Raw genomic sequence first — 25,143 nt, 5'->3', positions numbered from 1 at the left:
GGCTGCACCAGGATGGAATTATTGCACCAATATAGTGCAAATGTGGGAACGCATTGCACTCTATTGGTGCGATTTTTGTTTTGGGCGCTGGTTTTGCTCAGTGAAGACGATCACAAAGCCCGGCAACGAGGGTTGTTTGTAAAGGTTTATTGTGATCCTGTTTAGTCCGTCGATTAATACGTGTACAATAACGCGCTATTTCTAATGCCTGAGGCAAAGTTGTGATCGAAAATCTGCGTAACATCGCCATTATTGCGCACGTTGACCATGGTAAAACCACCCTGGTTGACAAGCTGCTGCAACAATCTGGTACTTTCGGTGAGAGAAGTGAACTGACCGAACGTGTCATGGACTCCAACGATTTGGAGAAAGAGCGTGGGATCACCATCCTCGCGAAAAACACGGCTATCAACTGGCGTGACTACCGTATCAACATCGTTGATACCCCGGGGCACGCCGATTTCGGTGGTGAAGTTGAACGTGTAATGTCTATGGTCGACTCCGTTCTGCTGCTTGTCGACGCAATGGATGGCCCTATGCCGCAGACCCGTTTCGTGACCCAGAAGGCATTTGCCAATGGTCTGAAACCGATCGTGGTTATTAACAAAGTCGACCGCCCTGGCGCGCGTCCTGACTGGGTTGTCGATCAGGTGTTTGACCTGTTCGTAAACCTGGGTGCTACTGATGAACAGCTGGACTTCCCGATCGTTTACGCCTCTGCGCTGAACGGTATCGCGGGTCTGGATCACGAAGACATGGCTGAAGACATGACTCCGCTGTTCGAAACCATCGTCAAACACGTTGAAGCACCGAACGTTGACATGAATGGTCCGTTCCAGATGCAGATCTCCCAGCTCGACTACAACAACTACGTTGGTGTTATCGGGATTGGCCGTATCAAACGTGGTGTGGTTAAACCTAACCAGCAAGTGACTATCGTTGATGCTGAAGGCAACCGCCGTAACGGTAAAGTGGGCACTGTTCTGGGCCATATGGGTCTGCAGCGTATCGAATCTGCTTCTGCGGAAGCGGGCGATATCATTGCCATCACCGGTCTGGGTGAACTGAACATCTCCGACACCATCTGCGATCCGCAGAATGTTGAAGCGCTGCCGGCACTGACCGTTGATGAACCGACGGTGACCATGTTCTTCTGCGTAAACACCTCTCCGTTCTGCGGTAAAGAAGGTAAATACGTGACGTCTCGCCAGATTCTGGACCGCCTGAACAAAGAGCTGGTTCATAACGTGGCGCTGCGTGTTGAAGAAACTGCTGACCCGGATGCGTTCCGCGTATCTGGCCGTGGTGAACTGCACCTGTCGGTACTGATCGAAAACATGCGTCGTGAAGGTTTCGAAATGGCGGTTTCCCGTCCGAAAGTTATCTTCCGTGACATCGACGGTCGCCGCCAGGAACCGTTCGAACAGGTTACTCTGGACGTTGAAGAACAGAATCAGGGTTCCGTCATGGAAGCGCTGGGTCTGCGTAAAGGCGAACTGCGCGACATGATGCCGGATGGCAAAGGTCGTGTACGTCTTGACTACATCATCCCGAGCCGCGGCCTGATCGGCTTCCGTACTGAGTTCATGACCATGACCTCCGGTACTGGCCTGCTGTACGCATCTTTCAGCCACTATGACGATCTGCGTCCGGGTGAAATCGGCCAGCGCCAGAACGGCGTACTGATCTCTAACGGCCAGGGTAAAGCAGTGGCTTACGCACTGTACAGCCTGCAGGATCGCGGTAAGCTGTTCCTGGGCCACGGTGCTGAAGTGTATGAAGGCCAGATCATCGGTATTCACAGCCGTTCTAACGACCTGACTGTGAACTGCCTGACCGGTAAAAAACTGACCAACATGCGTGCTTCCGGTACTGACGAAGCCACCACCCTGTCTCCGTGCATCAAAATGACGCTGGAGCAGGCGCTGGAGTTCATCGATGATGACGAACTGGTAGAAGTGACACCGCAGTCTGTACGTCTGCGTAAACGTCACCTGACCGAGAACGATCGTCGCCGTGCGAACCGTGGTCCGAAAGACTAATAACCGCTAATTTCCGGTAACGGAAAACGGGCTAAAAGCCGCTGTGAAAACAGCGGCTTTTTTATGGCCGCCATCTCACTCTGCACAGACGAACAGCGATGCGCCTCCCGCTTTTTGCGATTTACGCCGCGAATGTTACCCCTGCCTCGCCTGGCGATAGTCAAAGTGACGCTTTCCCGCTACAGTTAATTCTCCATGCTGTCTGGAGGTAGCACGATGTTGTATATCTTTGATTTAGGGAATGTCATTGTCGATATCGATTTTAACCGGGTGATGGGCGTCTGGAGTGATTACAGCCGTATCCCGCTGGCACGACTCCAAAAAGATTTTATGATGGGAGAGGCGTTCCACCAACATGAGCGTGGGGAAATCTCCGATACAGAATTCGCCAGTGCCCTGTGCCACACGCTGAATATGCCCCTCAGTTATGAGCAATTTGCCGCCGGATGGCAGGCGGTATTTGTGTCGCTGCGCCCGGAAGTTATCGACATCATGGCCCGTTTGCGTGAGCAGGGGCACCGGGTAGTGGTCCTGTCCAATACCAACAATTTACATACCACCCATTGGCCGGCGCTCTATCCGCAAGTGTACGCCACTGCCGATGCGGTCTACTTATCCCACGAGCTTGGTACCCGTAAACCAGAGCCGGAGATCTACCGGAAAGTGCTGGAGGCCGAAGGATTCAGCCCCTCCGATGCGGTGTTCTTTGACGATAACGAAGAGAACATCCGCGGGGCGCGCCAGGTGGGGATCACCAGTATTCTGGTCAACGATAAAGCCGCCATTACCGGCTATTTTTCCTGAGTGCGACCGTGATGCGCAGGCCACGCCGGTTTACCCGTCCACTGCGGCCCCTGCTGTTGTGGCTCAAGCTGCTGTGGCGGCGCGTAGAAGAGGACAATATGACCACCCTGGCCGGAAATCTGGCCTATGTCTCGTTATTATCCCTGGTGCCGCTGGTCGCGGTGGTTTTTGCGCTGTTCGCGGCGTTTCCGATGTTTGCCGATATCAGCGTTCAGCTGCGGCACTTTATTTTTGCCAATTTTATCCCCGCCACGGGGGATATTATTCAGCGCTATATTGAACAGTTCGTGGCGAACTCTAACCGCATGACAGTGGTGGGCACCTGTGGGCTGGTGGTCACCTCGTTATTGTTGATGTACTCCATCGACAGCGCCCTGAATACTATCTGGCGCAGCAAGCGCCACCGGCCCCGGGTCTACTCGTTTGCCATCTACTGGATGATCCTGACCCTCGGTCCGCTGCTGGTGGGGGCCAGCCTGGCCATCAGCTCTTATTTGTTGTCATTGCGCTGGGCCAGCGATTTGACCTCAATGATCGATCAGGTGTTACGCCTGTTCCCGTTATTGCTTTCCTGGCTGGCATTCTGGCTGTTGTACAGCCTGGTGCCCACAGTCAGAGTGAACAGTAAAGATGCGCTGGCCGGGGCGTTTATTGCCGCCCTGCTGGTGGAGCTGGGGAAAAAAGGCTTTGCGCTGTACGTCACCATGTTTCCCTCGTATCAGTTAATTTATGGCGTCCTGGCGGTGATCCCCATTCTGTTTGTCTGGGTGTACTGGAGCTGGTGCATTGTCTTGCTCGGCGCCGAAATTACTGTCACTCTCGGGGCCTATCGTCATCTCAAACAACGTGCCAGAGGCACTAAAAAAGAACCATCATGATTGCATTAATTCAGCGAGTAACCAGCGCCAGTGTGCGCGTTGGCGGGGAAGTGACCGGCGAAATTGGCCAGGGATTGTTAGTGTTACTGGGTGTGGAAAAAGAGGACACCGAACAAAAAGCCAAACGCCTGTGTGAGCGGGTTCTTGGCTACCGTATTTTTAGCGATGAAGACGACAAAATGAACCTCAACCTGAAACAGGTGGGGGGAAGTGTATTGGTGGTGTCGCAGTTCACGCTGGCGGCGGATACCAACAAAGGGATGCGGCCGAGTTTTTCCGGCGGTGCGGCCCCGGCGCTGGCCGAGTCGCTGTATGAATATTTTGTGGGCTGTTGCCGTGAGCAAGGGGTTAGAGCGGGTACCGGGCGTTTTGCGGCGGATATGCAGGTGTCGCTGGTCAATGATGGCCCGGTGACATTCTGGCTCCAGGTGTGATCTGGCTACAATAATCTTATGAGAACAGTCCAGGAGGGTGCGGCAATGTATCATCTGCGAGTACCGAAGACCGGGGAAGAGCTGGAAATTTACTACCAGTTCCGCTGGGAGATGCTGCGCAAGCCGCTCCATCAGCCCCGCGGCTCGGAAAGGGATGCCTGGGATGCGATGGCTCACCACCAGATGGTGGTGGATGAACAGGGCAACCCGGTGGCGGTGGGGCGCTTGTATATCAATGCTGAGAACGAAGCGTCTATTCGCTTTATGGCCGTGGATCCTGGGGTACAGGAAAAAGGGCTCGGCACGCTGATGGCGATGACGCTGGAGTCCGTTGCCCGCCAGGAAGGGGTCAGGCGCGTGACCTGTAGCGCCCGGGAAGATGCGGTGGCCTTTTTTGCCAAGCTAGGTTTTCGCAACGAAGGGGAGATTACTGCCCCTCAGACTACGCCGGTGCGTCATTTTTTAATGATTAAGCAAATTGCCTCTCTTGATGATATTTTGCACCGGGCGGACTGGTGCGGGCAGTTGCAGCAGGCCTGGTATCAGCATATTCCCCTGAGTGAAAAAATGGGGGTGCGGATTGTGCAGTACACCGGCCAGCAATTTATCACCACCATGCCGGAGGCCGGTAACCAGAACCCGAACCATACGCTGTTTGCCGGGAGCCTGTTTTCACTGGCGACACTTACCGGCTGGGGGCTTATCTGGCTGATGTTGCGTGAAAGGCACCTCGGCGGCACCATTATTCTGGCCGATGCGCACATCCGCTACAGCCAGCCTATTAGCGGCCGCCCTGGCGCGACGGCGGATCTCGGCTCCCTGAGTGGCGATCTTGACCGGCTGGCCCGGGGGCGTAAGTCCCGGGTTCAGCTCAGGGTTGACCTGTCCGGGGATGATAAACCAGGGGCGGTTTTTGAAGGCATCTTTATGGTGCTCCCGGCCAGGCCATTTGGCCCTCTGGAAGAGGGCGGTAACGAAGAAGAGTAACGCCACGGGTTCAGCTACCGGTTACCGCTCCCCGGGTCATGGTTTGCTGAACCTGCTGGCCTTTGGCATCTGTTGCGCTCAGGGTGCCGTTTACCGTGGGCCGCAGCGGGCTATTGCTTTGCAGGTCACCGGTGGCCCTCAGCTGTAGATTGCCATCCCCCTGGAGCGGCAGCGCAGGCCACCCCCAGTGCTGTAGGGTATCAAGCGGAATGGCGCGGCCATGCAGCGACAGCACAGTCTGGTAGGGCGGCAACTGCGACATGGTGGCGGTGGCCTCCAGCAATCCCTGCCCGGCAAACGCGCTCAGCTCACTGACATTAACCGTGGAGGAGGTAGCCTCCAGCACCATTGACGGACGGCGCAGATCCGTCCGGTTGATGGTTGCCGCAGCGGCGTTCAGGCTCAGGCGCCCGCCCCATAATCCCCATTGCTTATCGCGAATCAGCTGCAGCTGCGTACCGTCACTGTCCAGGGCGGTAAACTGGAACGGGAATGCGCTATCAATATCAATCAGCAGGTTGCGGCTGGCTGAGAGCCGGTTAACCCGCAGGCTGTTCAGCCAGTCCGGTGTTGGGGCAGCCCAGCGCTGTTTCCAGTCCGCCGGCAGGGTGTATTCCAGACCGGCGATGGTTAGCTCATTGAGGGTGAGCGCCTTGTTGCTGCGCTGCCAGCTTCCGGTGGCCCGCAGCAATCCCCCGGCCCAGCGGGAGGTAAATTGCTGGATGGCGACCCCTTGTGCCGACAGGCTGGCGTTGATGATTGGGTCCAGCAAATGTAGCGATCCATACAGCGCTTCACTGGCGCTCAGGGAGACTGAACCATCTTGTGCCTGCCAGTTACCGTTCTCCAGCGTGACGTTGCGTAACCCGATACCCAAGTTAGCCACTGCCCAGTCCGGCCCCTGGAGCTGGGTATTGGCGATGTCCAGGTTATGGAAGGTCACCGGGGGCAGAGCCGTCAGCGGGGCGATAAATGCCGCCAGGGAGGATGCGCTCTGGTAGCGCAAGTCATTAATACGCAGAGAATCCACCTGCCAGCGGCCGTCAGCCTCGCGCCGCAGGCTGCTGCTGATGGTACCCCTGGCGACGTCACCCCCCAGTGAGCGTATCACCAGGCCGTTGCTGCCGGTGCTGCCCGCGATCAGCACCTGGCTGGCGGGAATGTCATTCAGGGTCAATTGCCCGGCGCTGAATTGAAACTGGCTATCCGGTGGCGGTGTGCCGCCGGTGATATTCCACGGGGTTATGCCGCCCTGAACCTGCTGTGCCCTGAGGCGCCAGCCAGCGATAGCACCGTTAACGGCCATATCACTGAGTTGCAGACGATCGGCCTGTACCGGCAGTGCGGGGGCCGTGTCCGCGGGAAGGGTGAGCGTGCCGTGTTGTATCAGTAGGCTATCCACATGGCCAGGCGCGGTCAGCTGCCGGGTACTGAGGCCAATATCCAGGTGTTGCGCAACCAGCAGAGGCGGCTGGCCAGGCTGGCCAACGGTGATGTTATTGAGAACCAGATGGGCAGGCGAGGACCAGCTGTGGCTGAGCTTACCAACGGTGATATGCCACGGCTGACGGGCGTTGATCTGGTCCGTTATCTGGCGGGCACCCCACTGGGTCTGGGCCAGAAAATACAGGGCCACGATGACAACCACGATGGCAATCAGCAGGCCGGGAAGCAGCTTTTTGAGCGAATTTATCATCTTTCATCCTATTCACCATGAATTGACTGATTTATGCACGATTGGCGGATGAGCTCAAGCGGGGGATTGTAAGGATGCGCGTTGTGCCGGTGTGGCGGGGCGGGTGCTATGGCGTTGTTATGGTGCTGGCGTAGTGATGGCATAGTGATGGCGTAGTATCGTGACGGCCCTGGCGGGCCGTCACGGGGGATATCAGCGCTTGTCAGCCGGTGGCTCTTCCGGGAACACCAGATTCAGCACAATTGCGGTAATGCCGCCTGCGGCAATCCCGGAGGCCAGCAGTGTTTTCAGCCAGTCTGGGGCAAATTGCAGGATAAGCGGCTGCTGCGCAATACCCAAGCCCACGGCCAGCGACAGGGCGATGATCAAAATTGCCCGGCGGTTCAGGGGCTCCCGGGAGACAATCCGCACGCCAGATGCCGCAATGGTGCCGAACATCACGATGGTTGCCCCGCCCAGCACGGGCTCAGGAATGTGCTGGACAAAACCGCTGACGGCCGGGAACAGGCCGAGGATGATCAGCATCAGCGCCACCACAAAGCCAACGTAGCGGCTGGCAACGCCGGTTAACTGGATAACCCCGTTGTTCTGACCAAAGCAGGAGTTCGGGAAGGTATTGAACACCGCCGAGACAAAGGAATTCAGGCCATTGGCCAGTACCCCGCCTTTCAGGCGTTTGATATACAGTGGCCCGGAAACCGGCTGTTCCGAAACGTCAGAGGTCGCGGTGATATCACCGATGGTTTCCAGGGAGGTCACCATAAAGATCAGCATCAGCGGGATAAGCAGGCTCCAGTCGATACCCAGACCATAGTAGAGCGGGGTGGGCACCATCAGCAGATCGGTATTGGTCGGTGTAATATTTTCCGGCAGCATCCCCATAAACCACGCCAGCAGATAACCCACCGCCATGGCGATGACCAGCGAGGCCACCCGCAGGTACGGGTTACGCTGGCGGTTCAGTGCAATAATCACCACCAGGACCGCTCCGGCTAACAGCAGGTTAGACGGTGAGCCGAAAGTATGATTATTGATGGCCGCATAGCCGCCGCCAATAGAGGTCAGCCCAACCTGGATAAGCGACAAACCGATAATCATCACTACCACGCCGGACACCAGCGGGGTAATCACCCGGCGGGCAAGGTGCAACCCACGGGAGATAAGCATTTCCGTACAGCTGGCCAGCATCAGTGTGCCAAAGAGCGCCGCCATCATGGTGGGGATATCGGCCCCGCCATTTTTCAGGGCCATACCGCCCATGATAAGCGGTGAAACAAAGTTAAAACTGGTTCCCTGAATGGACAGTAATCCTGAACCTACCGGCCCCCACGCTTTGATCTGGATAATCGACGCCACACCGGAGGCGAACAGCGACATACTGATAATATGTTGCGTATCAGCCGCCGGCAGGCCCAGCGCCTGGCAAATCAGCAGGGCAGGGGTAATCACTGCCACAAACATGGCCAGCAGGTGCTGGCAGGCGGCAAAGAGTGTTTGCGGAAGCGGTGGTTTATCTTCAAGACGATAGATAAGTTCGCTGGGGCGGGTCTGAGTTTCTGGTGTTCCGGTCTCAGACTCAACAGCTTTTACTGACATCAGAGGAAATCCCGTAGTGGAAAAGCGGTGATTTTAATGGATACGGCGGCAAAAGCAAACGTTTGCTTTCAGTGGGTAATAATTCACAGATCGAATAACCTGCGTTGCACATATAACCAGCGCCTGTTTTTTGTTAATATCCGGTAACACCCTGCCGCAGGAAACGCTGAAAATCGCTCAATAATACACTAATAACAATGGATTACCCCAAACATGGAGTCTGTTATGTTGCATCTCGACACACTTGCCACACTGGTGGCTGCCTCGCTGGTTTTACTGCTGGGGCGCAAACTGGTGCATTCCGTTGCGCTGCTAAAGAAATATACCATTCCTGAGCCGGTGGCTGGCGGATTGCTGGTTGCGCTGGCGCTATTGCTCCTCAATCAGGCTTTTGGTCTGGTGATTGAGTTTGATATGTCGCTGCGGGACCCACTGATGCTGGCCTTCTTCGCGACGATTGGCCTCAATGCCAACCTCGCCAGCCTGCGGGCGGGGGGGAAGTACCTCGCTATCTTCCTGATTGCCGTGGTGGGGCTGTTAGTGATGCAGAATGCCATCGGTATTGGTATGGCAAAGTTGCTGGGGATCGATCCGCTGATGGGGCTGCTGGCCGGGTCGATTACCCTCTCCGGTGGCCACGGCACGGGGGCCGCCTGGAGCAAAGTGTTTACTGAACGCTATGGCTTCCAGAACGCCACCGAAGTGGCGCTCGCCTGTGCCACTTTTGGCCTGGTACTCGGTGGATTGATTGGCGGGCCGGTGGCGCGTTGCCTGATTAAACATACCACCACTCCCCAGGGGGCGCCGGACGACAGTATTGATCCCTCGGCCTTTGAAAAACCGGATACCGGGCGGATGATCACCTCACTGGTGCTGATTGAAACCATCGCGCTGATCGCGATTTGCCTGACGGCGGGGCGCATTGTTGCGCAAGCCTTACAGGGAACGGCATTTGAGCTGCCCACCTTTGTTTGTGTGCTGTTTATTGGCGTGATACTGAGTAATACCCTGGCGCTGGCGGGGTTTTATCAGGTGTTTGACCGGGCGGTGTCCGTGCTGGGTAACGTCAGTTTATCGTTATTCCTCGCCATGGCGCTGATGAGCCTCAAACTGTGGGAGCTAGCCTCCCTGGCGTTACCGATGCTGGTGATTCTGTCTGTTCAGGCGATTGCGATGGGGCTGTATGCCGGGTTTGTGACTTTCCGGATCATGGGACGAAATTACGATGCCGCGGTACTGGCGGCGGGGCATTGTGGCTTTGGTCTGGGCGCAACCCCTACGGCGATTGCCAATATGCAGGCGATAACCGAACGCTTCGGGCCTTCTCATGTGGCATTCCTGGTGGTGCCAATGGTGGGGGCGTTCTTTATTGATATTGTGAATGCGCTGGTGATTAAGCTGTACCTGATGCTGCCCATGTTTGGCTGATCACGTGTTTGGCTGATATCAGGCGTTGGAATAACGTTCGGTCTCTGGCATCCAGCGCTCAATCAGGGCGCTGGCCTGCTGGGGGTAACGTTGGTGAATATGACGGGCAATTCGCTGCACCTCGGGGATCATCGCCTGATCGCGCAGTAAATCCGCCACTTTAAACTCTGCATTACCGGTCTGGCGGGTGCCGAGTAATTCCCCCGGCCCGCGAATTTCCAGGTCCTTCTGGGCAATCACGAAACCATCGTTACTGTCGCGTAATACCTGCAAACGTAGCTGCGCCGTTTTAGACAGCGGCGATTTATAGAGTAATACACAATGGGAGGCGACAGCCCCGCGCCCCACGCGGCCGCGTAACTGATGGAGTTGCGCAAGCCCCAGCCGTTCTGGGTTTTCGATGATCATCAGGCTGGCGTTAGGCACATCTACCCCCACTTCAATCACCGTGGTGGCAACCAGCAGATCGAGGTCGCCCTGCTTGAAGGCATCCATAACCGCTTGCTTCTCTTTGGCTTTCATCCGGCCATGCACCAGGCCAATATGCAGATCGGGCAAGGCGATTTGCAGCTCCGCACAGGTTGCTTCCGCCGCCTGGGCTTCCAGCAGCTCGGATTCTTCGATCAGGGTGCATACCCAGTATGCCTGGCGGTGTTCCTCATGGCAGGCGTGGCGAACCCGTTCAATGATCTCCTGGCGACGGGTGTCCGGGATGGCGACGGTAGTCACCGGTGTGCGCCCCGGCGGCAGTTCATCAATCACGGAGGTATCCAGATCCGCGTAGGCGGTCATCGCCAGGGTGCGCGGTATCGGGGTTGCCGTCATGATCAACTGGTGGGGATGGAACCCTTGCTGCTCACCTTTTTCCCACAGGGCCAGCCGCTGGTGGACACCAAACCGGTGCTGCTCATCGATGATAACCAGTGCCAGGCCATTAAATTGCACTTGCTCCTGGAAAATCGCGTGGGTGCCGACTATCATCGCGACTTCCCCCCGGGCTATGGCGTCCTGTTGCGCCTGGCGCGCTTTGCCTTTTTGTTTCCCGGCCAGCCAGCCAACGTTGATACCCAGCGGGGCGAACCAGTTGCGGAAATTACTGGCGTGCTGTTCGGCCAGTAGCTCGGTGGGGGCCATCAATGCGACTTGTTTCCCGTGGGCGATAGCCCGCAGCGCCGCCAGCGCGGCGACCAGGGTTTTCCCGGAGCCAACATCCCCCTGGACCAGGCGCATCATGGGGGCATCTGCCGCCATATCCCGCTCGATCTCCGCTGTTACCCGCTGTTGGGCACCGGTGGGAGAAAAAGGCAGCGCGCTAAGAAAGCGTTGTTTCAGGTCATCATCCGGGGCTAACGCCAGGGTATGGTAACGCCGGGCGCCGGCGCGTAGCGCCAGCATACTGAGATTATGGGCCAGTAACTCTTCGAGGATTAACCGGCGCTGTGCCGGGTGCTGGCCGCTTTCCAGATCGTCCAGCCGCAGGCTTGGCGGCGGGCGGTGCAGGGTGCGCAGCGCCTGGGGCAGGCTGATCAGCCCCTGGGATAGCTCTGGTGGCAATAATTCGGTGATGGCACAGGTATCCAGTAAATCCAGTGCCTGATCGGTCAGCTTGCGCAAGGTCGCCTGGCGAACCCCATCGGTGGTGGGGTAGACCGGGGTGAGGGTTTCCTGCAAATCCGGGGTGCTGTTATCCCCCTGGACCCGGTACTCCGGGTGGATCATCTCAGCACCGTGTACCCCGCGTTTTGCTTCACCATAAGCCAGCACCCGCCGGCCGGTGGCGAGGCTGTTTTTCATGGCGGCATTAAAATTGAAGAAGCGCAGCGTCAGGATGCCGGTGCCGTCTGAAATCTGGCAGGTCATCATCCGGCGGCGGCCGAAGACGATATTGCAGTTCAGTACCTCCCCTTCTACTGAGGCATAAACGCCGGGCAGCAGGTCGGTGATGGTGTAGAGCTGGGTGCGATCTTCATAGCGCAGCGGCAGGTGCAGCAGCAGATCCTGCACGGTGTGCAGGCCAATTTTGGCCAGTTTACTGGTCTGGCTGGCTCCCACACCGCTCAGGGCATTTAACGGTACCGCATCCAGTAACCGGCCTTGCATCGATTACTCCGCAGATTGCATGGTGGCCCACCATGCTGCGCTGGCCTCGATCTCACCGTTACCGGTGATGCGCGGATAAGGCAGCCCTTTGCGGGTGGCCACTTTGGCCAGCACCGGGTAGCCGCCTTCAAACAGCAGGCGCTGTTGCTCTGCATCGGAGAGTGCGCTGTGCTCACGCTGGTACATTCCGGCAATCTGGCGCTGGCGCTGGGCTTCATACAGGATCAGGGCAGACGCGACGGAGACATTCAGGGATTGCACCATACCGATCATCGGAATGATGATGTCCTGGTCCGCCAGGTTAAGGGCTTCCCGGGTGATGCCGGTTTTTTCCTGGCCCATCAAAATACAGGTGGGGCGGGTATAGTCGATTTCCCGGAAGTCGACGGCGTTATCAGACAGGTGGGTGGCAAGGATTTGCATCCCCTGGCGTTTTAGCTCGCTAACCGCATCACCAATGGTGGGATGGGTTTTGACCTCAACCCAACTGTTGCTGCCGGCGGCGGCAGATGCCATGGTGTGCATCCGGTTGCCGGGCCATACCGCATGGACTTCATGAACCCCAACTGCATCCGCCGTGCGGATAATGGCAGAGACATTATGGGGTTTGTGTACCTGCTCCATACAGACTGTTAAGTCAGGCTGGCGTAATGCCAGCATTTCGCGAATTCGCGCGTACCGCTGTGGGTTCATGCCGTTAGTTTCTGTTGCGTGTGACTTTGATGACATCTGGCATCACGCGGATTTTGCGCATGATATTGGCCAGCTGCACGCGGTCTGTTGCCGATAACCGAATGAATGTCGAATAGACGCGGCCGTCTTTTTCTTCGGTATTCAGGCTGTGAATGTTTGACCCGGTGGTGTTAATCGCCGCTGTCAGGTTAGCCAGCGCGCCCTGGTGGTTAAACATGTCCACTTTAATTTCAGTGATAAATTCCTGCTCGGTCTCTTTATCCCATTCAACGGGCATAAACTTCTCGGGCTCTTTTTGATACCCGCGAATATTTCGGCAAGATTCATGATGGATAACCAGACCTTTACCCGGACTGATGTGTGCCACGATCGGGTCACCCGGGATCGGGCGACAGCATTTGGCGAACGTGATAAGCACCCCGTCAGCCCCTTTGATCGGCAAATTATGGCTTGGCGCGGCCTGGGATGGATTACTTGAAATGTCGCCCTGAAGCAGGTTCTTCGCCACCACGACGCTCATGGCATTGCCCAGGCCGATTTCTGCCAGCAGATCATCCAGCGTGGCCAGCTTCATGCGGTCCAGCTCACGTTGAATATTTTCCTGGGGGATTTCCGCCAGCTTTTTGCTGCCGCCAAGGGCGTGGCTCAGCAGACGACGCCCAAGGCTGACCGAATCATCGCGCTTGAGGTTTTTCAGCATCTGGCGAATACGCGCCCGGGCTTTGGAACTGACCACAAAGTTAAGCCATGCCGCATTGGGGCGGGCACCCGGGGCGGTAATAATTTCAACGGTTTGGCCGCTGGACAGCGCCTGGGATAGCGGATACGGCTGGCGATCTACCCGGGCACCGACACAGGCGTGGCCGATGTCGGTATGAACCGCATAGGCGAAATCTACCGGCGTGGCGCCTGCCGGAAGCTCGACAATACGGCCTTCCGGGGTGAAGACATAGATTTCGTCCGGGAACAGGTCAGATTTGACGCTTTCGATAAATTCGAAGGAGCTACCGGCGCTTTGTTGCAGCTCCAGCAGGCTTTGCATCCAGCGCTGGGCGCGGATCTGTGCGGCGGTGCTGCTGTCGCCTTCTTTGTATGCCCAGTGGGCCGCCACCCCCATTTCCGCCATCTGGTCCATATCGTCAGTGCGGATTTGCACCTCAACAGGCACCCCGTGAGGGCCAATCATGGAGGTGTGCAGTGACTGATAGCCGTTGGCTTTAGGGATAGCAATATAGTCTTTTACCCGGCCAGGGCGCGGCTTGTACAGGCTGTGCATCTGGCCCAGTACCCGATAACAGGTATCGACATCTTTCACGATCACCCGGAAAGCGTAAATATCCATAATCGAGTGAAAACGCTGCTCTTTGAGCACCATTTTGCAGTAAATCGAATAGAGGTGTTTCTCTCGCCCGCTTACCCGGCAAGGGATACCGGCTTCCTGTAAACGCCCTTCAATCTCAGAGAGGATTTTCTGGATCATCTCTTTGCGGTTGCCGCGGGCGGCTTTCACCACCTCTTTGATCACCCGATAGCGGTTGGGGTACAGGGCTTCAAAGCCGAGCTCTTCCAGTTCCGTTTTCAGATGATGGATACCCAGGCGGTGGGCCAGTGGGCTATAAATTTCCAGGGTTTCGCGGGCAATGCGGCGGCGTTTATCCGGGCGAAGTGCGCCCAGAGTGCGCATATTGTGGGTGCGGTCGGCGAGCTTGATCAGGATGACGCGGATGTCCTGCACCATGGCCATGATCATTTTGCGAAAGTTTTCGGCCTGGGCCTCTTTCTTATCGCGGAACTTTAGCTTGTCCAGCTTAGAAACCCCTTCTACCAGCTCAGCAACGGTTTTACCGAACAGCTGTTCCATATCCTGGTAGGTAGCGGGGGTATCTTCAATAACATCATGCAGCAACGCGGCCATCAGCGTTTCGTAGTCTAGCCGCATTTCCGCCAGAATACAGGCAACCGCGACCGGGTGCGTGATGTAAGGTTCGCCACTTGAACGTGTTTGACCCTCGTGGGCATCACGTGCGACAAGGTATGCTTGCTGGAGACGCTTAATCTGGTCTCCAGGCAAGTATTGTTGAATCAGTTGATTCAGGCTTTCAAACAGATACAAGGGCGACCTGCTGGATTATTAGCGACGACCTTCAGCAATCGCGGTAACCGCCTGAAGTTCTGCGGCTTCCTGCTCTTGCTGTTCCTGGCGCTCACGGACGTCGAGGATCTGGTTGTTGATCAGACCTTCTTCGATTTCGCGCAGTGCGATAACGGTAGTTTTATCGTTTTCTTCCGGTACCAGCGGATCTTTACCGCCGGTCTGCATCTGACGAGCGCGACGCGCGGCGACCAGTACCAGGTCAAAACGGTTACCAATTTTCTCTACAGCGTCCTGAACAGTTACGCGTGCCATATTTAAAATGCTCCACAGATGAAGAAATGACTGGGCATGATACTTAAACCCGCCTCAGTCTGCCAATAGTTTGCTGATTAATGCGTCATGTCGCTGTTTCTGGCGGCTCATGCGCAGTCGTTCGGCGCGGATAATAATCTTAAGATCCGCCAGTGCCATATCGAAATCGTCGTTAACAATCAGATAATCATACTCGGCATAGTGGCTCATTTCTGCCACGGCCTGGGCCATACGTTTGGCGATTACCTCTTCGCTGTCCTGGCCGCGACCGCGCAGGCGGCGATCCAGCTCAATTTTTGACGGCGGCAAAATAAAAATGCTGCGGGCATGGGGCATTTTTTCGCGAATTTGCTGCGCGCCCTGCCAGTCAATATCGAGAAAGACATCAACGCCAGTTGCCAGGACTTGTTCGATCGTTTCCCGTGAAGTGCCGTAGTAATTACCAAACACTTCAGCATGTTCCAGGAAAGCCTCTCTGGCAATCATTGCCCGGAACGCGTCTTTATCGACAAAGTAGTAATGCTCGCCGTGCACTTCACCTGGGCGTGCGGCCCGGGTGGTATGGGAAACCGAAACCTGCGTGTCATACAGAGGTTGGGTTTTCAGTAACGCCTGAATAAGGCTTGATTTTCCAGCGCCGCTGGGCGCAGAAACAATATAAAGCGTGCCTTGAGCCATGAGTGTCTTATTGAGTTGGTATACAAAAACGGAGTGCGTATAACCGCTTATTATACACATCGTCGCCGTCAGGCGTAATCCTGGTCACACTTTTCCTGCGGATTTGTTCTTTTTTGTGTGCTGTTTTCCCGATATTAGGGCGGATTACAGCAACACGGGACATATCGCTGAAAGCCGATCGCATGGGTGAACGTTGCCCCTCGCAATGCCTGCCCGGATGCCGCAACACTATCTCCTGACGTTCAGGGAGGGTGTTATGCAGCGATGGTGCGGATTATTACTGTTACTGGTGAGTCAGGTGGCGCAAGGGCTATGCCCTGACTGGCAGCCTGCCCTGGCCGGGCAGGAAATTGCCCGGTTAGATCAGCAGATAGGCCAGTGGGACCGCGATTACTGGCTCAACGGCGCCAGCGAGGTCAGCGACGAGGTATACGATAGGCTGGTCGCCCGCCTGGCGCTATGGCGGCAGTGTTTCGGTCACGATACGCCGGCGGTGGCGCTCTCACCCGTTGCGGGTACGGTATTACATCCGGTTGCTCATACCGGGGCCCGTAAACTCAAGACCCGCCAGGCGGTGGCCCACTGGATGGCGGGGAAAGCCGATTTATGGATCCAGCCGAAGGTCGACGGCGTGGCTATTACCCTGATTTATCAGGCAGGCAAGCTCACCCGGGCCATTAGCCGCGGGGATGGCCTGCGCGGGGAGGACTGGACGCGTAACGCCCTTCAGATTGCGGCGATCCCGAAGGTGGTCTCCGGGCCGCTACGGGACAGCGTACTACAGGGGGAACTGTTCCTGCGGCATGACGGGCATATTCAGCAGCGTATGGGGGGCGTCAATGCCCGGGCGCAGGTTGCCGGGGCCATGATGCGCCATGCGCCTTCCGCGCTGTTTGAGCGGCTGGCGGTATTTATCTGGGCCTGGCCGGATGGCCCGGCGCATATTATGGAATAGGTCGCACACCTGAAGGCGGCCGGGTTTAGCCATAGCGCGGCGTATACCCTTGGGGTGGACAGCAGTGAGGCGGTAGCGCAGCAGCGGCAGGCGTGGTTTACCTCCGCACTGCCGTTTGTGTCCGATGGGGTTATTGTTCGCCAGGGAACCACCCCCGTCGGGCGGTACTGGCGGCCCGGCCAGGGGGTATGGATGGTGGCCTGGAAGTATCCGCCTGCCACCCAGGTTACTGGTATCAAAGCGGTACATTTTTCTGTGGGAAAAACCGGGAAAATCAGTGCGGTTGCCCAGTTGGAGGCGGTACAACTGGATGACAAACTGGTCCGGCGGGTAAATATCGGCACGGTTGCCCGCTGGCGGGCGCTGGATATAGTGCCCGGTGATCAGGTGCAAATCAGCCTTGCCGGGCAGGGGATCCCGCGTATTGATAAGGTTATCTGGCGGGTTACCCATCGCCAGCGGCCAGAGCCGCCACAAGGAACATTTACGCCGCTAACCTGTTATTTTTCTTCCCCGGAGTGTGAGCCTCAGTTTCTGGCGCGGCTACTCTGGCTTGGCTCCCCCGGTGGGCTGGATATTAACGGCATCGGGCCGTCAACCTGGCGGCTACTGCATCAGGCATGGGGGTTTGAGCACATCTTCTCCTGGCTGGGGCTAAGCCGTGAACAGCTCCAGTCCACGCCGGGACTATCCAGCGCCCGGGGGCTGCAATTGTGGCATCGGTTTAATATGGCGCGCAGGCAACCTCTGGCACGCTGGGTGATGGCGATGGGGCTGCCGGTTAGTGCGGCGGCCCTGAATGCCAGCGCGGGTAGCCACTGGAGGGAATTCTACGCCCGGGATGAACACCAGTGGCGGCGTGTTCCGGGGATGGGGGTTACGCGGGCGCACCAGTTGGCTGGGGCATTACGGTTACCGGCGGTTGCGCGCCTGATCGCGTGGCTACAGGCGCAGCAGGTGCCGGTGTTTGTTCCCCTGCCTGCGGCTACTCACTGGCATGGCGGTAATGAAATACCGGCAGGCCGAGGCGCAATTTGATGGCCAGCAGGCGGGTAATAAAGCCAAATAACAATGTCGATATCACGATAACATCGTGGTTGCTGACGCAGTGCTCCAGGGCGATGTACAGCACGGCGGACGCAAAAGAGATCCCCGCATACAGCTCTTTCTGAAATACCAGCGGGATACGCTTACAGAACATATCGCGCAGTACACCGCCAAATACACCGGTAACTACCGCTGCGATACTGGCAATAATGGGGCCTTCCCCCATATCCAGCGCAATTTGCGCGCCAATAATGGAAAAGACCACCAGGCCGAGGGCGTCCAGAATCAGGAATAATTTGCGCAGGTGCGGCATTACCGGGGCAAAAATAGTGGTTAAGACAGCAGCGACGGCAACGATCACCACGTATTCCGGGTGGCGAACCCAGCCCAGCGGGTAGTGACCCAGTAAGATATCGCGCACGGACCCCCCGCCGAGGGCGGTAGCCGTGGCAATAATAATAACGCCAAAGGTGTCCATCCGGCGGCGACCCGCTGCCAGGGCGCCGGTCATCGCTTCTGCGGTAATACCGATCAAGTAGAGAATATGCAGTAACATGATAGTTGAGTGATTCTGTAAGTCCTGAAGGCCGATGCAGGCAGGGTAACGAGTCGTGATGGTTATCTCGATTGAGATTTTCTAAGGCGAGGTTATTCGCAGTACAATAATTAATGTATTGTGATTGTTTTCATTAATTATCTTAGTGGGTTATTGGTTTTTTGTTTTGTCTTTTGGATTAGAAAATATAATGCCATGTGAGTGCGCGCTACCTGGCGTAATGCCTGCGGGTGACGGGCGCCATCTATAGGGGTGAGGCATCAATATGACGGCCACGAATAGACCAATAACGCATACTCACCGGTAGCCGTTATATTCTTATTTTCCCGAGTGTAAATAAGCAGAAATCGCTAAGCGCCTGGGGATATTTTTAACTATCTATAAAGCTACATCTTTCATGGAAAGGGAGGCGCTGTGGCTATTATCGGAAGTAATGCGAATCGTATTATAGATAAGATGGTTGATTTTATGGCATCGACTCAGGCTTTTATGGAGTATTTAGACAAAGCACCAGAGCAAGATGAGGCGATGGAGTCCGTTCCCCCTGAAAAAATAGCGTTTTATCTGGAAAGGCTGGAGCACTACCGGGATATTTATAAGCAAAAAACAGAAAGCGCGAATTAACGCGACATAATGCAGTAACGGGGCCGCGCAGATAAGCCGGCCCCGAAAGTGGAGCACTTACTCGATATTGAATCTGAATGTTGAGTAATGGGTTATGTGTATTGATATTTAAATGATTTTTGTTTTTCTTGTTTTGCTTGTGTACACGTAGGGGTACATGGATTTACAGGGATTACAATTTTTATTGTGTGATTTATGGTCAATTGTAATTTTGTGTAAGTCACGCCGTGATCTTCATTAAAACATTATCAACAAAAACCCATTCGGGGTGAGAGGTGGGCGCTGGCATTTTTGTTTTACGTTCGCGCCGTGGATCTGCGATTTCAAATGCTGTCGTCATAAAGCGATAAGTCGCCGCCTCAGCCCATGCCTGGGTAAAGCCATACCGCCGTAGCTCATGTATTAGCGCCTCTTCATCCAGTTCCAGTCCGTACACCTCATCAGCGATAGCTGCTGCGATTTCAAGACGTGTACTATTCGGCAGGCGATTCACATTCAGCATAGTGGACTCCGTCAGATAAAAAAGAACCGCCTTTCGGCGGCGCTTGGCAGTGAGGGAAGGTTACGGGCAGATAAGCATCAGGTAGCAGTACAGCATCACACAGAGCGCATATGCCTCAGTCATGATTTCCCCGCATAGAAGTTCTGGTTAAATAGCTTCTGACTCATCCCCGTACTATCCGCTTTGCCACCAGAATAAAAAGCCTTGTTAAAGTCAGATTGACTGCTACCACTGAAGGAAGTGCCAGTTTTGCCCTCTCGCGCTTCACGCGCTTTTCTCAATGCCTCGATTACGGATGCTTTACTCATCGTGCAAACCCTCGTGTAATACTGGTGTAACCTCGACCGGCTGCTTTGCTCAGTTCATTCAGGCCATTGGTCACAACCTTCGATTCCCAACCGATAACCCCATTAATAGAGCGCGGCAACGGGAAGTTCCCGTCCCTGCTCCATTCCTTCAATTTGGCAGTGGTGAGTGCTTTGCCATATTGGCGCTGATATCTCACACAAACATCATCAGGGCTTACCAGAACCACCTTACTGAGACCCAGCGGGGAGTGAAGCTCTTCGATTTGCTTCACATACCACCCATCACCCGCAGCGTACAGGCCGGATGGATGGCGCTTCTTCTCATTAGCCAAGCGGCGTTGTTCTGCGGCTCTTTTCTGCTCTGCCAGAATTGAATCTACTTCGTTCATCGCTATCACCATCATTTTGAAGAATTGACGGCTTATTGTACTATCGTACTGGTTCATGAGTACATAAAGAGATAGTATATATTTGTCGGCCATCCTTCCGACCATCAAGCGCAGAATGACGAAACGGCCCCTACAGAAATGTGGGGGCTTTTTCGTTTTAGGAATTAACTTTGAGAAGTTTTGATTTGAGTAGGCTGCTAACTATTGCTAACTAAAATAGTCATAAAATGTAAGCATCACCCTGACATTACCCTGACCAGAACGAAGGCTTTCTCTATCGAGCGACGATTAATCTGACGTCAGTAACATATCAAAAGCAAGCACGATGGCGACCTCCCGCTATCAACCAAAGGTTAATCTGGGGTCAGTAGGGCAACAAAAAATCCAGCCTATTGAAGATTTATCCGCAAGCTATGTTTCCCCTCCTGCTAAACGCCTGCTTCAGGTGGCGCGAATTAGAGGGCTTCTAGTAAATGGGTCAGTGGCGTCCTGAGATAATCTTGCTTAACCAACATCTGATTGCCTGGCATTACAATACTCAAATGCCAACCATCCTGATTTTTTCATTACGACAGTCATTTCAGCTGCTTTGCCCTTCAAACCTTGTTTCATATAATCCTTGGCATCATCCCCAAGAAAAAGATGTTTTGTTTCAGTCTCAGTCCAATTTTTAACTTGGTTACAGTTAGCATCGAGATTCGTTGCCAAAAACCCATCAATAGTATTTTTAATGGTTGCGATGTGAGCAGAACTAAAACGTTCGCCATCTGCTTTACCAAAGGCAGCAGTAGCTGCGATTAACAGCTCTTGCTGAGCTGTGGCAATTGACTCTAAGTAATACTCACTCATAGCCTGCGCTGCGCCCGTTGATAACAATAGCGTTGCTATAGCAATTTTTTTCATTCCTTGAACCTCCGACCAATGGCTGGATACAACATACACGCTTTAAGCACGCAATTACTTAAAAGTCTGGCAGAAAATAAGATTGTTGTTTTTGTCTGTCCCACGTGTCCCATCTGTCCCGTTTTGTAAGTATTAAATAAATTCAATTAGTTACTAGCAGTTGCATGGGACAAAACCGGGACAAAACACGGGACAGAGCGGGACAAAAGTTTTCCATTGAATGTTGTGGCGGTTGTACTTTGAGCGGTTCGGGCAAAAAAATACCCGCTCGGTGGCGGGTATCGGTTGTTAGTCTGCGAGGCTGTCACGATGAATGACATAACACCTGATTCGGGACAGGCCGGGGAGGTATCGCCGCTCATTCTTAGCTATTCCCTTCTCTTGCAGAACGTTAGCCGCTCGTCTGGCATCAAGTCCGGCAAAGATAATTTTCCAGCCTTCAGCCGGGATAACATAATCATCATTGTCGATAAAGCCTATGCGTGCCGTTGGCACTTCGCATGGTTTATTTACGTCCTGAAAACGCGCCCCGTCACGCACTATGGTTTGTCTGATACGTTCAACGATTTCATTATCTTCATGGCTTTCCGTACCTCCTCTACGCTCAATCCATGCGGTAAAGCAGACTTTCGCCGCTTCTGTCGCAGTTCCCGGACTCCAACCCGTTATCTCAGAAGACAGTTCGCCAGCATAGGCCGCTATGGCGAACTTCTCAGCAACACGCCCGATCTGACCGGAAGGGTCTTCAGCTACAGAATTAAGAAAGGCCGATTTAAAATCGCGCCAGCCCTCCTTAATGGTGTCGTAATTGATAGTCAGGTGATCAAGCCATGCGTTAAACGCTGTACCGTGATTTTCTCTTACTGCCTTGTCCAGAAGGTCGGCAAACAAAGCTCCGTTAGCTTCCCCGTGAAGATGCTCAAAACAGGCAAATTCGCAGTTATCAGCAGGTATGTTAATCACTCGCATTTCCTGCCCGGCATATGTACTTTTCCGAACCGAATCAGCATGGGATTTGAGATCAATTTCACCATTGGATAATAGCGCTAAACACCATTGCTGAATCTCTTTGGCTGTTCCGTTTTTGGTGCTTCGTTGCTTGCCTTTCCCATTCGGAAGCATGTACGCGATTTCCCCGGCTTTGCTTGCGTCTACTTGTGCGATTTCATCAAGGCACAGAAGGCCGTCATTATGGCGTGCGGCGATACCTTCTAGCCCGTTATCGGTAGCCCTCCATGAGCGAATATATTCTTTAGGGTCAGATAAAACGGAAGCAGCAACTGTCATTGAGCGGGATTTGCCTGAAGATGACGCCCCTACATAATGGAAGCAGAACCCATCAACTCCCAGCATGGTGAGCATAGGGGACAGGAAGGCAGTAGACACAGCCAGAACCAGACGACTATTGCCAACACACAACGCCGCTACCTCATCACGCCATGTATCTAGCGTGCCGCAGAATGGCTCTGGTTTGACGCGGGCATTCACCTGATAGACAACCATATCTTTATCGATTGGGTTAAATGTCCGTACCGGGGTCACGTATACAGCAGGCTTAAACCAGCCACAGCGCGTAACGCAGGTTAATCGGTTTTGGTGGGATTGCCCTTTGAGGTAACGGATAAAAGCCTTCTCATCCCAGATACGCAGGCCGCCGTTAACCAGAATGCTAATGGCTTCAGCTCCGCCATTTGCGTAAAGTGAAGTCGCAGGCATCGCCCATTTCTTTGGCATCCCGTCACGGTCACACCATGACAGAAGTTTGCCCCACGACTCGTTATCGTTGTCTCTGGTTTCCGCAGTGACCTCAATAACATCAGATATACAGACGGGTGCCGGATTGGGGTTTTTCTCCGTTGGTGCTCTGTAGAAGTAAACGCCAGCATCCCCGCGTTCCCTGTCGTACTCCCGATGTACCCAGTAAAACGGCGGCAGCTTTTCGGCTGGCGGGTTGTCTTTGTGGACTGATAAATCAATCACGTTGTTCGTGCTCATGCCATCACCTTCCATTGTTCCGCCAGTTCGTCTTTATGGTCGTTCCAGTCGCCGTTAGATGATGGAGTGAGTATTTCCGCACGGTAGCGCCGTGCGGCGTCCAGCGCTTTAGTTAAGCCGGGGTTGCCGTCAGTATTGGCGTCATTGTCAGCAGCAATGATGATGCGGGCGCGTGGAAATTCACTGCGCACACTCTCAGATACCTCTCGCAGGTTTCCGGCAGTAAAGGCGACACAGACCGGGCAGCCCGTTACTTCTCGAACGGTGGCGGCGGTGGCATAGCCTTCAGCGATGAAAATGGTTTTGTCATTGACGACTAACCCGCCCAGCCAATAGCGTCCACCTTTCAATAGTGCGCCAGATTTAAAGCGCTTTGTGCCGTCCGGCATAATGTACTGAATGGACTGTACACTTCCGTACTGATCATGGATTGGAATCAGTAACCAGTCACCAGATTGATAAATGCCATGCGCCCCAACACCTTTGCGCAATAGGTAAGGGTGATTATCACTGGCGGGAACTGCGCTACTAATCTTGGCTCTACATTCGGCAGCGGCGGCAACCTCAGCTTTACGCTGTATCGCTCCAATTGCCCGGCGTGCTTCCATCATCACGCGCTTACGTTCAATGCTGTTGACCTGTACACCATCGGCAAAGTGACACGCGGTTATGCCAGTTTTCCAGCTACCAAAAGCACAGCCCGCGCCATCAGGGAATGGGTAAGCCCAGCCATTAAGTGAGCCGGATTTATCGCCCTCGATACGAAAGCGGACTACGTTACCGGGTATTAGTTCCGGCAGCTCGCAAGGAATTACACCAGCTTCGCGCATGGTGTCAGACAGTGATTGTCTTTGAAGTGTACTCATATATACTTTTACCTGTTATGCGCTGGCGGATTGGTCGCCAAACTTCACCGCCAGCGAATGAATTAATATGTTTTTAGTAGTGCTAATCGGCATCCTTTGGGGTGCCGTTTTGCTTTATCCGGTCATTAATTTCCTCCAGCAAGTCTTCAGCCTTAACCAATTCTCTGATTGCCTTTGCTGTCCGCGCTGCCTCTGCTTCAGCTTTGTCGGCTGATTTTTTGGCTAACTGTTCGCGCCTTTCGGCTCTGGCTTGAGCATCCAACTCCCAATCGCATGAAAGGTGGCGGCCATCTAGATACCTGCTTACGATAACGCCTCTTTCATCCGTATCCTCATGAATGAACCACCAGCCATGCTTATCGTTCATTAATTGCTGCAATGGTGAGCGATAGTGTTTACCTGCTATTTGAAGTAATTCGTCTTCACAAACAGGGCCATCAACCAGCGCGCGCCAGATTCGATATGCCTTTGTGCCTGGCTTAGGGATAGTGTGCAACGGCGCAGTAATCAGGATTTTCTCCCAGTTCTTCATTTTTTGGCCGCCAGCCATGAGTTGATTTCCGCAGTTGAGAACGCCGCCACTCTGGGGGATAGTTTCACCGGCTTCGGCATCTTTCCAGCTTTAACCCAGCGCCATAATGACGGCATTGAAATACCTAATTCTTCAGCAAGATTTTTCGGTCTGATATAGCTCGGTTTTAACATATATGCCTCGATAGCTTGTTAGTATCACGGGTAGTCCGTAGAGCTAAGAATGCCACCCCAGATATCGAGATAAGTCAGTTATCGTCCGCCTCCCGTTTTTTTTTTCACTCTCGTTATCGATTGCCTTATCGAATCTTTCTGTGCGGTTCTCACATCATCATCTTCAACGGCCAGCTCAACTAGGCCATCCGGCTTTTCTGTCACGGCATCTTTATATTTTTCTTTAAGCCAGTTAATAAAATCATCTTCTGGCTTTTTTTTGGGCAGCGCATGCGTACCCTCTTCAATCGCGTCAAGATATGTTCTGATATAAGACTCAAATATCCCTGGGCGGCCACCATTTTTGCCACCATTTGATTGTACTTTTCGAACCTTTTCTTTGCCGTCATGAATAGCATTGATGATTCCTCCTGCCGCTTGAATATCTTGGCGGCGTGTTTCAATCACCTGACGGCTTTGTTGAATAAATCAGATTTCGGGTAAGTCTCCCCCGTAGCGGGTTGTGTTTTCAGGCAATACGCACACTTTCAGGCATACCTGCTTTCGTCAT

General features: G+C 54.3%; 24 protein-coding genes and 1 pseudogene. 8 read left to right on the top strand and 17 right to left on the bottom strand.

Annotated features, from left to right (window positions below; all coding sequences use genetic code 11):
- The first annotated feature begins 221 nt into the window (after window positions 1–221).
- From typA to fabY, 5 genes are all read left to right on the top strand, one after another.
- Window positions 222–2,042, top strand: a complete 1,821-nt coding sequence (gene typA, locus F9C28_RS14080) for a ribosome-dependent GTPase TypA (RefSeq protein WP_199015990.1) — start codon at window positions 222–224, stop codon at window positions 2,040–2,042.
- A 216-nt stretch (window positions 2,043–2,258) separates the two neighbouring features.
- Window positions 2,259–2,846 carry a glucose-1-phosphatase gene (yihX, locus tag F9C28_RS14075; protein WP_199015989.1) on the top strand — a complete coding sequence of 196 codons (588 nt, stop codon included), beginning with the start codon at window positions 2,259–2,261 and terminating at the stop codon, window positions 2,844–2,846.
- An 11-nt stretch (window positions 2,847–2,857) separates the two neighbouring features.
- Window positions 2,858–3,724, top strand: coding sequence for a virulence factor BrkB family protein (locus F9C28_RS14070; protein WP_199015988.1), 867 nt, complete (start codon window positions 2,858–2,860; stop codon window positions 3,722–3,724).
- The gene (dtd, locus tag F9C28_RS14065; protein WP_199015987.1) at window positions 3,721–4,158 is read left to right on the top strand and encodes a D-aminoacyl-tRNA deacylase; all 438 of its coding nucleotides are present in this window, start codon (window positions 3,721–3,723) and stop codon (window positions 4,156–4,158) included. Before F9C28_RS14070 ends, dtd begins: the two co-directional genes overlap by 4 nt.
- Window positions 4,159–4,203: 45 nt before the next feature.
- Window positions 4,204–5,145, top strand: coding sequence for a fatty acid biosynthesis protein FabY (gene fabY / locus F9C28_RS14060; RefSeq protein WP_199015986.1), 942 nt, complete (start codon window positions 4,204–4,206; stop codon window positions 5,143–5,145).
- 10 nt (window positions 5,146–5,155) lie between these two features.
- On the opposite strand, the gene F9C28_RS14055 is transcribed toward fabY, so the two are convergent.
- Both F9C28_RS14055 and F9C28_RS14050 read right to left on the bottom strand, forming a co-directional pair.
- Window positions 5,156–6,838, bottom strand: a complete 1,683-nt coding sequence (locus F9C28_RS14055; protein ID WP_199016004.1) for an AsmA family protein — start codon at window positions 6,836–6,838, stop codon at window positions 5,156–5,158.
- Window positions 6,839–7,033: 195 nt separating this feature from the next.
- Window positions 7,034–8,437: a nucleobase:cation symporter-2 family protein gene (locus F9C28_RS14050; RefSeq protein WP_199015985.1), complete on the bottom strand. Its 1,404-nt coding sequence runs from the start codon at window positions 8,435–8,437 to the stop codon at window positions 7,034–7,036.
- Window positions 8,438–8,662: 225 nt separating this feature from the next.
- Between F9C28_RS14050 and gltS the strand changes: the two genes are divergently transcribed.
- Window positions 8,663–9,865: a sodium/glutamate symporter gene (gltS, locus tag F9C28_RS14045; RefSeq protein ID WP_199015984.1), complete on the top strand. Its 1,203-nt coding sequence runs from the start codon at window positions 8,663–8,665 to the stop codon at window positions 9,863–9,865.
- Between the two features lie 18 nt (window positions 9,866–9,883).
- Here the strand turns inward: gltS and recG are convergent, their stop codons facing one another.
- The 5 genes from recG to gmk are packed head-to-tail and all read right to left on the bottom strand — an operon-like array spanning window position 9,884 to window position 15,743.
- Complete coding sequence (gene recG, locus F9C28_RS14040; protein ID WP_199015983.1) at window positions 9,884–11,965, bottom strand: ATP-dependent DNA helicase RecG; 2,082 nt, start codon at window positions 11,963–11,965, stop codon at window positions 9,884–9,886.
- Between the two features lie 3 nt (window positions 11,966–11,968).
- Window positions 11,969–12,658 (bottom strand): tRNA (guanosine(18)-2'-O)-methyltransferase TrmH, encoded by a 690-nt coding sequence (gene trmH, locus F9C28_RS14035; RefSeq protein ID WP_199015982.1) that lies wholly within the window; start codon window positions 12,656–12,658, stop codon window positions 11,969–11,971.
- Window positions 12,659–12,662: 4 nt separating this feature from the next.
- A complete protein-coding gene (gene spoT, locus F9C28_RS14030) occupies window positions 12,663–14,771 on the bottom strand; it encodes a bifunctional GTP diphosphokinase/guanosine-3',5'-bis pyrophosphate 3'-pyrophosphohydrolase (protein WP_199015981.1) in 2,109 nt (702 codons plus the stop codon).
- 18 nt (window positions 14,772–14,789) lie between these two features.
- Entirely contained in the window at window positions 14,790–15,065 is a 276-nt protein-coding gene (rpoZ, locus tag F9C28_RS14025; protein WP_002442542.1) for a DNA-directed RNA polymerase subunit omega, read from the bottom strand.
- Between the two features lie 54 nt (window positions 15,066–15,119).
- Entirely contained in the window at window positions 15,120–15,743 is a 624-nt protein-coding gene (gene gmk, locus F9C28_RS14020) for a guanylate kinase (RefSeq protein ID WP_199015980.1), read from the bottom strand.
- Window positions 15,744–15,999: 256 nt separating this feature from the next.
- Here gmk and ligB point away from each other — a divergent pair.
- Window positions 16,000–17,736 (top strand): annotated as a pseudogene (ligB, locus tag F9C28_RS20485) (NAD-dependent DNA ligase LigB).
- Here the strand turns inward: ligB and F9C28_RS14010 are convergent.
- Window positions 17,684–18,301, bottom strand: coding sequence for a trimeric intracellular cation channel family protein (locus F9C28_RS14010; RefSeq protein ID WP_199015979.1), 618 nt, complete (start codon window positions 18,299–18,301; stop codon window positions 17,684–17,686). The pseudogene ligB and the gene F9C28_RS14010 overlap by 53 nt on opposite strands.
- 414 nt (window positions 18,302–18,715) lie before the next feature.
- Between F9C28_RS14010 and F9C28_RS14005 the strand changes: the two genes are divergently transcribed.
- Window positions 18,716–18,925, top strand: coding sequence for a hypothetical protein (locus F9C28_RS14005; protein WP_199015978.1), 210 nt, complete (start codon window positions 18,716–18,718; stop codon window positions 18,923–18,925).
- 220 nt (window positions 18,926–19,145) lie between these two features.
- Here F9C28_RS14005 and F9C28_RS14000 read toward each other — a convergent pair whose 3' ends face one another.
- From F9C28_RS14000 to F9C28_RS13960, 9 genes are all read right to left on the bottom strand, one after another.
- The gene (locus tag F9C28_RS14000) at window positions 19,146–19,427 is read right to left on the bottom strand and encodes a hypothetical protein (protein WP_061280813.1); all 282 of its coding nucleotides are present in this window, start codon (window positions 19,425–19,427) and stop codon (window positions 19,146–19,148) included.
- Between the two features lie 119 nt (window positions 19,428–19,546).
- Window positions 19,547–19,735 (bottom strand): hypothetical protein, encoded by a 189-nt coding sequence (locus tag F9C28_RS13995; RefSeq protein WP_063091371.1) that lies wholly within the window; start codon window positions 19,733–19,735, stop codon window positions 19,547–19,549.
- Window positions 19,732–20,217, bottom strand: a complete 486-nt coding sequence (locus F9C28_RS13990; RefSeq protein ID WP_233149084.1) for a hypothetical protein — start codon at window positions 20,215–20,217, stop codon at window positions 19,732–19,734. The genes F9C28_RS13995 and F9C28_RS13990 overlap by 4 nt, the downstream gene beginning before the upstream one ends.
- Window positions 20,218–20,628: 411 nt before the next feature.
- Entirely contained in the window at window positions 20,629–21,027 is a 399-nt protein-coding gene (locus tag F9C28_RS13985) for a hypothetical protein (protein WP_061280821.1), read from the bottom strand.
- Between the two features lie 288 nt (window positions 21,028–21,315).
- Entirely contained in the window at window positions 21,316–23,022 is a 1,707-nt protein-coding gene (locus F9C28_RS13980; protein ID WP_199015977.1) for a DUF927 domain-containing protein, read from the bottom strand.
- Complete coding sequence (locus F9C28_RS13975) at window positions 23,019–23,888, bottom strand: toprim domain-containing protein (RefSeq protein WP_199015976.1); 870 nt, start codon at window positions 23,886–23,888, stop codon at window positions 23,019–23,021. Before F9C28_RS13975 ends, F9C28_RS13980 begins: the two co-directional genes overlap by 4 nt.
- An 82-nt stretch (window positions 23,889–23,970) precedes the next feature.
- A complete protein-coding gene (locus F9C28_RS13970) occupies window positions 23,971–24,438 on the bottom strand; it encodes a hypothetical protein (RefSeq protein ID WP_199015975.1) in 468 nt (155 codons plus the stop codon).
- On the bottom strand, window positions 24,417–24,593 hold the full coding sequence (locus F9C28_RS13965) for a helix-turn-helix transcriptional regulator (protein WP_199015974.1): 177 nt from the start codon (window positions 24,591–24,593) through the stop codon (window positions 24,417–24,419). Before F9C28_RS13965 ends, F9C28_RS13970 begins: the two co-directional genes overlap by 22 nt.
- Window positions 24,594–24,671: 78 nt before the next feature.
- Complete coding sequence (locus F9C28_RS13960) at window positions 24,672–25,040, bottom strand: hypothetical protein (RefSeq protein ID WP_233149083.1); 369 nt, start codon at window positions 25,038–25,040, stop codon at window positions 24,672–24,674.
- Between the last annotated feature and the right edge of the window lie 103 nt (window positions 25,041–25,143).

Source organism: Shimwellia pseudoproteus (assembly GCF_016415625.1).
Taxonomy (GTDB): domain Bacteria; phylum Pseudomonadota; class Gammaproteobacteria; order Enterobacterales; family Enterobacteriaceae; genus Shimwellia; species Shimwellia pseudoproteus.
This window is presented reverse-complemented; position numbering and strand designations above follow the sequence as displayed.

Bases quoted from the DNA above. Each gene is read 5' to 3' on its own strand.
- yihX (WP_199015989.1), top strand. From the start codon at position 2,259: ATGTTGTATATCTTTGATTTAGGGAATGTCATTGTCGATATCGATTTT.
- F9C28_RS14070 (WP_199015988.1), top strand. From the start codon at position 2,858: ATGCGCAGGCCACGCCGGTTTACCCGTCCACTGCGGCCCCTGCTGTTG.
- dtd (WP_199015987.1), top strand. From the start codon at position 3,721: ATGATTGCATTAATTCAGCGAGTAACCAGCGCCAGTGTGCGCGTTGGC.
- fabY (WP_199015986.1), top strand. From the start codon at position 4,204: ATGTATCATCTGCGAGTACCGAAGACCGGGGAAGAGCTGGAAATTTAC.
- F9C28_RS14050 (WP_199015985.1), bottom strand. From the start codon at position 8,437: ATGTCAGTAAAAGCTGTTGAGTCTGAGACCGGAACACCAGAAACTCAG.
- gltS (WP_199015984.1), top strand. From the start codon at position 8,663: ATGTTGCATCTCGACACACTTGCCACACTGGTGGCTGCCTCGCTGGTT.
- recG (WP_199015983.1), bottom strand. From the start codon at position 11,965: ATGCAAGGCCGGTTACTGGATGCGGTACCGTTAAATGCCCTGAGCGGT.
- trmH (WP_199015982.1), bottom strand. From the start codon at position 12,658: ATGAACCCACAGCGGTACGCGCGAATTCGCGAAATGCTGGCATTACGC.
- rpoZ (WP_002442542.1), bottom strand. From the start codon at position 15,065: ATGGCACGCGTAACTGTTCAGGACGCTGTAGAGAAAATTGGTAACCGT.
- gmk (WP_199015980.1), bottom strand. From the start codon at position 15,743: ATGGCTCAAGGCACGCTTTATATTGTTTCTGCGCCCAGCGGCGCTGGA.
- F9C28_RS14010 (WP_199015979.1), bottom strand. From the start codon at position 18,301: ATGTTACTGCATATTCTCTACTTGATCGGTATTACCGCAGAAGCGATG.
- F9C28_RS14000 (WP_061280813.1), bottom strand. From the start codon at position 19,427: ATGCTGAATGTGAATCGCCTGCCGAATAGTACACGTCTTGAAATCGCA.
- F9C28_RS13995 (WP_063091371.1), bottom strand. From the start codon at position 19,735: ATGAGTAAAGCATCCGTAATCGAGGCATTGAGAAAAGCGCGTGAAGCG.
- F9C28_RS13990 (WP_233149084.1), bottom strand. From the start codon at position 20,217: ATGGCCGACAAATATATACTATCTCTTTATGTACTCATGAACCAGTAC.
- F9C28_RS13985 (WP_061280821.1), bottom strand. From the start codon at position 21,027: ATGAAAAAAATTGCTATAGCAACGCTATTGTTATCAACGGGCGCAGCG.
- F9C28_RS13980 (WP_199015977.1), bottom strand. From the start codon at position 23,022: ATGAGCACGAACAACGTGATTGATTTATCAGTCCACAAAGACAACCCG.
- F9C28_RS13975 (WP_199015976.1), bottom strand. From the start codon at position 23,888: ATGAGTACACTTCAAAGACAATCACTGTCTGACACCATGCGCGAAGCT.
- F9C28_RS13970 (WP_199015975.1), bottom strand. From the start codon at position 24,438: ATGGCTGGCGGCCAAAAAATGAAGAACTGGGAGAAAATCCTGATTACT.
- F9C28_RS13965 (WP_199015974.1), bottom strand. From the start codon at position 24,593: ATGTTAAAACCGAGCTATATCAGACCGAAAAATCTTGCTGAAGAATTA.